The following is a 6,653-nucleotide window of genomic DNA, read 5'->3' as shown; positions in this document are numbered from 1 at the left end:
AGCCAAGCAAGTCATAAAGCTATGTAAGAGACGTATTACACAAAGCTATATAGAAAAAAGTTTAAAAAACTTTATTTTGAATTACGAAAAAGAGGCCGCTGGATAAAATGGGGATCCCTCAGCCCGAAGGGTTCTGCCTTGGGGCAATTAACTCTTTGTTGCCTACATAGATTTAGTCAGTAAGGTAACGCAGGAGCAGTTACCCTACTGGCTTACAAATCTCGCATCGCGATTTAATCGCCCCTAGATTGAACAAATTTTAATCTTGAAGGGTCACAGCCCCTAAGGCTTGTTGTGCTAACTCGGTGTATTTTTCGCGTAGCAGGTTCATTTTATCAATGCTTTTATCGGTACTGTACGCTCTAAATAATGTAAGTACTTTTAAAATACCATGATATATATCTTGCTCAGCAAGGGTACCGCTTGGCCTACGAGCCTTAATATAAGGCGTCCAAAAACTAACAGTTAACTTTAGTGTATGGGCTAAATCAATGACATCTTGCTCATCAATAGCAATCATTTCACTATCACGAAGACCTAGAATAATTTTACGAACTTGCTCTAATAACTCTAACTGAAAATCAATGTAAGCTTGTTTTAGCTCAGTGTCTCTGGCGAGTATATCGCCAAGATTGTCGTAAAAAAAATGGTAACGCCACATCAATTCAAATAACGAATCTAAATAAGCCGTTAAATGATTAAATGCATCATCATCTTTATTAATAGGTTTAAAGTGAGTATTTAAATGATCGCGATACAACGCAAAAATATGACGGATAATGTCTTCTTTATTTTTAAAATGATAATAAAGATTACCCGGGCTCATCCCTAAGTTTGATGCAATATGATTTGTCGTTATTGCACGCTCACCATTTTCGTTAAACAACAAAATACTGGTGTGTATTATTTTATCCTTGGTATTCATATGCTAATACTCAAATTATCTATAGGCTACATTACACTCAAAAGAGGTAAACAGTATAAACAAATATGAATCATTAAAACACTCAAACCTTGGACTGACCTGTTCAAAGAAAGTAAGTGTTTATATGCTTTATTAGCTAGGCTGCTTTGTGGCATAAACACTGTTAAACTAGCGCTAAAATCATAAATAGTGAACATTATGAAAGTTATTGCAATTTACCCGGGCACCTTTGATCCACTAACCAATGGTCATACAGATCTTATTCAACGTGCAGCTAAAATGTTTGATACTGTATTAGTTGCGGTTGCGAACAACCCAAGTAAAAAACCCTGTTTTAACCTTGAAGAACGTGTTGAACTTGCAAACTCTATTTTAAGTCACTTAGATAATGTTAAGGTCATTGGTTTTTCTGGCTTATTGGCTGACCTTGCGCGCGATCACAATGCTAATGTGCTTATTCGTGGTATTAGAGCGGTATCTGATTTTGACTATGAATTTCAATTAGCTAACATGAACCGCCGCCTGAATCCTGATTTAGAAAGTGTATTTTTAACACCCGCAGAGCGAAATTCATTTATTTCATCAACGCTTGTTAAAGAAGTAGCACGTCACAATGGTGATGTAAGCGAGTTTGTAGACCCTGTAATTGTCAAAGCGCTAAAAACTAAATTGGGCTGTGGTGCCAGTTAATAATAAATAAGGCCTGTTAGCACTGAAATCCATTACTAATAGGCCCTTTTATTAAACACTTTATTTAGCTTTCCTTCTAACCAAGCAAGTTTTAAAACATCTTTACCTATAAAGAAAACTAAAACCATGGTCAAATCTGTAAAATTTATACCTACTATGTACACCCACCAGAACCACCAAAATTCATAATGGTGCATAACATCATTATCTATATACATTGCAAAAAATAATAAAGTGTTTATACCTAAACCAAATAATAAATAAATGTATACACCGCTAATTTTTATAAAAAAACCAGATAAAATAATAACAAATAGAGTAATACTATCGAATAAGAAAAAATCGAAGTAAGTTATCGAGTCCATATCAATAAAAATACTAGAAGAGTAAGAAAGTGCCATGATGAAAGATAGCCAAACAATGCTTTTATCTGCGTTATTTATAGAGCTTACTAAAGAATATAGAAAAGCCATCAAAAAGCCCCACTGTACAAATGCACCTATATAAAAAGAGATATTTGTATTTAAAAGTAGCTCAATCATCTCACCCCAACACTATATAAACCATTATTGTACCGCTTAACATATAACGGCAACATAAAAAATGCACAAAATCACTCTTCTTTTAAGTTGAGCTTTACTGCCTCAGCGATCTAAACTTAACCTTCTAACACACCTTAAAAGCTTGTTTAAGCCTAAAACATCCTTATTGATGATTAATACCAATGCCATTGTAAAGTCGACAAAATACATTCCAAAAATATAAACTGTCCAAAACCACCAATAGTAAAGAGTACCTGCAATTTCAATATCGTAATGCATACCTAAAAATAAGCATGCATTAATAAAAAGCCCTACAATTAAATAGTCAAAAGCAATTGGTACTAATTTTTTATATATAAATCGCCAAAGTATCAGGGCGCTAATAGTAGCAAGATCATAATAGAAGTAATTTAGGTGAGGATTTTCAATCAGTGGATCCATAAAAAGACTAGATATATATGAAACCATCATTATAAATGAAAGATGCGCTCTACTTTTATCATTTTTATTAATACTCGCTGATAGGTTATATAAAAATGCGATTAGGAAGAACCATGTAAATAGTATTGCTACGTTATATCCTAAATCTACCAGTGCCCAAAGTATGTCAGCTACCACTATTATTCCTTTTCATAATACTATTGTGGAACCATGTTTTAATTGCAGCTAAAGCTAAAAAATCTTTGTTTATAAAAAATATAGCTAGCATCATAAAGTCGGCTAAATTAATAACAATTGAATAAAAAAACCAAAACCACCAAGGTTCGTAATTTTTAAAAACTGACACATCTATATACATACCAAGAAACAATGATGAGTTTATAATCAACCCTAACAACAAGTAGATCGATATAAGATTTTCAATAATGAACAACCTTAAAATAATAATGGCGAAAATAGTTGTTATATCAAACAAAAAGAGCTGAAGATACGATATGTGTTGTATATCTATAAACAGGCTTGAGGAATAAGAAATTGACATAACAAATGATAACCATACAGCTTCTTTTCGAGGTTTGTTAATACTTATAACTAATGAGTACAAAAAAGCCATTAAAAAGCCCCACTGTACAAATGCACCTATGTAAAAAGAAATTGCTGGATTAACTAGAATATTATCCATTATTTTTGAGATTTTTGTTGAATACTAGTGACAGAATCATTAAAACATCGAACATATTTACACCAACAGAATAAACACTCCAATACCACCAAGGCTCATAGTTATACAAGACGTATAGATCGTAATGTAATATTAAGGTAAGCACAGCATTTATTATTAACGCAAAGATGATGAAGTGAAAAGCCATAGAGCGGTGAAGTACTTTAAAGTACTCTAAAATTAATAAAGCTAAAATAGTAACAAAATCGTAGAGCATCGAGTTTAAATATAAACCTTCTAATAAGTCTATATAACCACTAAAAACATATGAGCAGAGCATAAGCGCAGATAAATAAACAGGAGACTTATTTTCTTTATTTATCGTAGAGGTCAAACAATACAGAAAGGCCATTAAAAAGCCCCACTGAGTGAAGGCTTGTACATAAACCATTAGGGGTTCAGTAACGTACATTTAAGCTAAGTTACTTTGTGGGTATCGTTTGACTTGAAGTAATTAAGGAGTTTGCTTTTTAATTTATGAAAACCAAGTAAGTCTCTATCTACAATCAAAATAACAATCATTATAAGATCGATTATATTGACTGAAAATGTATACAAATCCCACAAGAACCAAGGTTCCCTGTTATTGTAAACATACATATCTAAGTACATACACAAACTCAATAATGAATTAACTATAAGGCCTATTAATAAATACATAAATGAGGGAGTTGTTTTTTTTAATAGTAAATAAACTGATAATAAGGCACCCACCGTAGCATAATCATAAAGTGCCCAATCAAGATAAAGTGAGCTTTCAACTGATAACCATGAGAAAAAATAGTCTGATGTAGAATAAGAAAACATCATAATGAAAGAACTGAGCAATAAGGTTGTATTTCTTTTTATATCTAATGAAAAAACAAAAATATTAAAAAAAAATGCCATCAAAAAACCCCACGAGGCAAAAGCTGATAGCGAAAAGAAACCAAAAAACTCAGTTAAAAACATTCATTACCTTCATTAATTATTTTGGTTTATTTGGGGGATAAAGTATCACACCACCACGCTGTAAATCAGTACTCGCAGCAGCCATAGCTTCTTGTGAGATGCTTACTGTATCAGATTGCAGGGTTTTAGGGCTAGCAGTTTGTTCCATTGCAGGCTTTAATTGTTGTGTTTTGTTGTATGCTTGCATTTGTAATTGGCTATTAGCTGAAACTTGCATGTGATTGATCCTTGTAAAAGTTTTAATTATATTCGGTGCAACTTTTAACCACATTATTATGTAGATAAATGCATTACCTGTTTTAAGCAGTGATAGCTATTTTGCTATCTATCTTATACTTAGCAACCAATGTGCCAACTTTTTTTGACGCATTAAAACTCACTCAAAAAAATATAATCAAACCAAACAACTCCGACCAGTTTACTGCAAATATAAAAAAACGCACAGGGATAACCGTACGTTTTTTGTATCCAGGGAGTTTAAGCTACGTATTTACACGGGATCTCCGCACGTGTACTTAGCTTCAAAATATATTCCATTGCTACTTCGTCACAATTTTCTTTACGAAGGCAAAGTTCACAATCTTTCATTACTTTTTCAGGCAAAGAGTCTTTGCTACAAAAAGTAAAACGTTGCTGTTCAAAAAAATCGGGGACACGGGTCAATACAATAACTCGGTTAAGTGCCAATTTTTTGGCTTTAGTAAGTAGGTGCTCTACAAGCTGTCTACCCTGCCCCGTCACTTTACTTTTTGGGTCTATACCCAATGAGCGTATTTCAGCAAGGCCGGTATCGTAAATGTATAACGATGCACAACCTGACACTTTTCCATTTATTTCAGTAACTGCAAACTCGTTAATAGAGTGCACCATATCGCTTTTTGCACGAGGTAGGTTTTCGCCTACCGTTGCCCAATGCTGTATAAGTGTTGCAATTGCCTCTACATCATCTAAATTTGCATCACGTACCGTTATTTGCTGTTTTTTTTTGGCTTCTTTAACAGCATTAGTTACTTGCTCAATAGACGTCCCACCAAGCGCTTGACGCGCTTTTATACACGCATCAATTTCAAGTACTGGGTAAACATCATCTTCAAATACAGTGTTTACTGATTTGTACTGCTCAAGTGATAGCTCCTCAAGCGTTTTACCTTCGCTAATCGCAAGCTGTACAAGTACACCCACAATGTGATGCCCTTCTCTAAATGGCACACCTTTAGCAACTAAGTAATCAGCAAGTTCGGTGGCATTAGCGTGGCCGCCTTTTGCCGCTGCTAACGTTTTATCACCATTTACTTTTACGCCTTTAATACACGCTTGCGCCATATGAATACATGCAAGCCATGTTGGCATAGCGTCAAACAGGCCTTCTTTGTCTTCTTGCATATCTTTATTGTATGCAAGTGGCAACGCTTTTAATGTCATCATCATAGCGCTAAATGCACCAAATACACGTCCGGTTTTACCGCGAATAAGCTCAAGTGCATCAGGATTTTTTTTCTGAGGCATGAGCGATGAGCCTGAAGTAACGTTATCAGCAAGCTCTATAAATCCGGCTTCACCCGAATTATAAAAAATCAGATCTTCAGACATACGAGATAAGTGAATCATCGAAATAGACGCACAACTTAAAAGATCTAACACGAAGTCACGATCAGATACGCCATCAAGGCTATTTTTTGTAGCCGCTGTAAAACCTAATCCTTGGGCTAATGCTTGGCGATCAATCGGATAAGCTGTACCTGCTAATGCACCACTGCCTAATGGGCAAAAATTCATGCGTGCTTTAGCATCTTGCAGGCGGCTTTCATCGCGTTCTAGCATTTCTACATACGCCATACACCAGTGGCTAAACAATACTGGTTGTGCGCGCTGTAAATGCGTGTAACCTGGTAATATTGTGCCAAGCTCTCGCTCTGCAAGCGCTACAAACTCGCCCTTTAGCTGTGCAATGGCATCTAGTAAATGATCGGCTGTATCACGGCACCATAGTCTAAAATCGGTGGCAACTTGGTCATTACGGCTTCGGCCTGTATGTAATTTTTTAGCTAAATCACCTACTTTTTCAATTAGAGCTGCTTCAACATGTGAATGAATGTCTTCTGCACCTGAAGTAGCAACTGATTGTGGATCAGCTTTAACTTCTTCAAGTAGCTCATTTAATGCAGCAACTAATTTTGTATGCTCATCACTTGAAAGTACATTTACCTGTTCAAGTGCACCAGCCCATGCCACAGAGCCAATAATATCTTGCTCTGCTAACTGGTAGTCAAAGGGAAGAGAGTCGTTAAATTGCTTAAACGCCTCATCTGGACCCGTAGAAAAACGTCCGCCCCATAATGCCATGAAATCTCTCCAAACCCTGTAGTGCCCCTTTTATAAGGGG

General features: G+C 35.3%; 7 protein-coding genes. 1 reads left to right on the top strand and 6 read right to left on the bottom strand.

The window, feature by feature from the left end; all coding sequences use genetic code 11:
- Positions 1–259: 259 nt before the first annotated feature.
- Positions 260–925: a TetR/AcrR family transcriptional regulator gene (locus H5087_RS18455; RefSeq protein ID WP_165744837.1), complete on the bottom strand. Its 666-nt coding sequence runs from the start codon at positions 923–925 to the stop codon at positions 260–262.
- A 198-nt stretch (positions 926–1,123) separates the two neighbouring features.
- On the opposite strand from H5087_RS18455, the gene coaD reads away from it, so the two are divergent.
- The gene (gene coaD, locus H5087_RS18450; protein ID WP_024595945.1) at positions 1,124–1,615 is read left to right on the top strand and encodes a pantetheine-phosphate adenylyltransferase; all 492 of its coding nucleotides are present in this window, start codon (positions 1,124–1,126) and stop codon (positions 1,613–1,615) included.
- A gap of 35 nt (positions 1,616–1,650) precedes the next feature.
- Here the strand turns inward: coaD and H5087_RS18445 are convergent, their stop codons facing one another.
- The 5 genes from H5087_RS18445 to argH form a co-directional block, all read right to left on the bottom strand.
- Positions 1,651–2,157: a hypothetical protein gene (locus tag H5087_RS18445; protein ID WP_002958759.1), complete on the bottom strand. Its 507-nt coding sequence runs from the start codon at positions 2,155–2,157 to the stop codon at positions 1,651–1,653.
- A gap of 102 nt (positions 2,158–2,259) precedes the next feature.
- Positions 2,260–2,775 carry a hypothetical protein gene (locus H5087_RS18440; protein WP_182672979.1) on the bottom strand — a complete coding sequence of 172 codons (516 nt, stop codon included), beginning with the start codon at positions 2,773–2,775 and terminating at the stop codon, positions 2,260–2,262.
- 961 nt (positions 2,776–3,736) lie between these two features.
- Positions 3,737–4,270, bottom strand: a complete 534-nt coding sequence (locus tag H5087_RS18435; protein WP_024596069.1) for a hypothetical protein — start codon at positions 4,268–4,270, stop codon at positions 3,737–3,739.
- A 16-nt stretch (positions 4,271–4,286) separates the two neighbouring features.
- On the bottom strand, positions 4,287–4,487 hold the full coding sequence (locus H5087_RS18430; RefSeq protein ID WP_024596070.1) for a hypothetical protein: 201 nt from the start codon (positions 4,485–4,487) through the stop codon (positions 4,287–4,289).
- Positions 4,488–4,747: 260 nt separating this feature from the next.
- Positions 4,748–6,613 carry an argininosuccinate lyase gene (argH, locus tag H5087_RS18425; protein WP_182672978.1) on the bottom strand — a complete coding sequence of 622 codons (1,866 nt, stop codon included), beginning with the start codon at positions 6,611–6,613 and terminating at the stop codon, positions 4,748–4,750.
- Between the last annotated feature and the right edge of the window lie 40 nt (positions 6,614–6,653).

The sequence above is a fragment of the Pseudoalteromonas sp. SR43-7 genome (assembly GCF_014163785.1).
Classification (GTDB): Bacteria; Pseudomonadota; Gammaproteobacteria; order Enterobacterales; family Alteromonadaceae; genus Pseudoalteromonas; species Pseudoalteromonas distincta.
Note: the sequence above shows the minus strand (reverse complement) of the source record. Positions and strands in the feature narration are given on the sequence as shown.

Coding starts and splice junctions, on each gene's coding strand:
- H5087_RS18455 (WP_165744837.1), bottom strand. CDS start 925: ATGAATACCAAGGATAAAATAATACACACCAGTATTTTGTTGTTTAAC.
- H5087_RS18445 (WP_002958759.1), bottom strand. CDS start 2,157: ATGATTGAGCTACTTTTAAATACAAATATCTCTTTTTATATAGGTGCA.
- H5087_RS18430 (WP_024596070.1), bottom strand. CDS start 4,487: ATGCAAGTTTCAGCTAATAGCCAATTACAAATGCAAGCATACAACAAA.
- H5087_RS18435 (WP_024596069.1), bottom strand. CDS start 4,270: ATGTTTTTAACTGAGTTTTTTGGTTTCTTTTCGCTATCAGCTTTTGCC.
- coaD (WP_024595945.1), top strand. CDS start 1,124: ATGAAAGTTATTGCAATTTACCCGGGCACCTTTGATCCACTAACCAAT.
- argH (WP_182672978.1), bottom strand. CDS start 6,613: ATGGCATTATGGGGCGGACGTTTTTCTACGGGTCCAGATGAGGCGTTT.